Genomic DNA, 334 nt, shown 5'->3' with positions numbered 1-334 from the left:
TTTATTGGACGTCGCCATCTTTGGTCAGTATGTTGTACCGGCATTGGGCATCACGGATCGCTATGTGGGGCAGGAGCCCTATTGCCCAGTGACAAGTGTATACAACAGGGTTATGCAAGCGCTTCGGTGACGCTATAGCCCTCGAGGAAGTAACGCTTTCCGTGCAGGCAGGATAGTTCTTCTGTTTTCTGGGTCCGAGCGGCTCAGGGAAAACGACATTCTTGCGTTCGCAATGCTATGATCTCGTTTTTGCGCAAGAAGGCCCTTCATCGTGTGGAGGAGAGCTTCGACGAGATAGAAGAGCTGGCCACGCCGTCAGCCCCGGACGACGAAC

Annotated in this window: 1 protein-coding gene; it reads left to right on the top strand. The window is 53.9% G+C overall.

The genetic code is table 11. From position 1 onward, the window contains the following. The first annotated feature begins 4 nt into the window (after positions 1–4). Positions 5–130 carry a hypothetical protein gene (locus EZM41_RS14710; RefSeq protein ID WP_446697823.1) on the top strand — a complete coding sequence of 42 codons (126 nt, stop codon included), beginning with the start codon at positions 5–7 and terminating at the stop codon, positions 128–130. Positions 131–334 lie beyond the last annotated feature (204 nt).

This window comes from Acetomicrobium sp. S15 = DSM 107314 (assembly GCF_016125955.1).
Taxonomy (GTDB): Bacteria; Synergistota; Synergistia; order Synergistales; family Thermosynergistaceae; genus Thermosynergistes; species Thermosynergistes pyruvativorans.
This window is presented reverse-complemented; position numbering and strand designations above follow the sequence as displayed.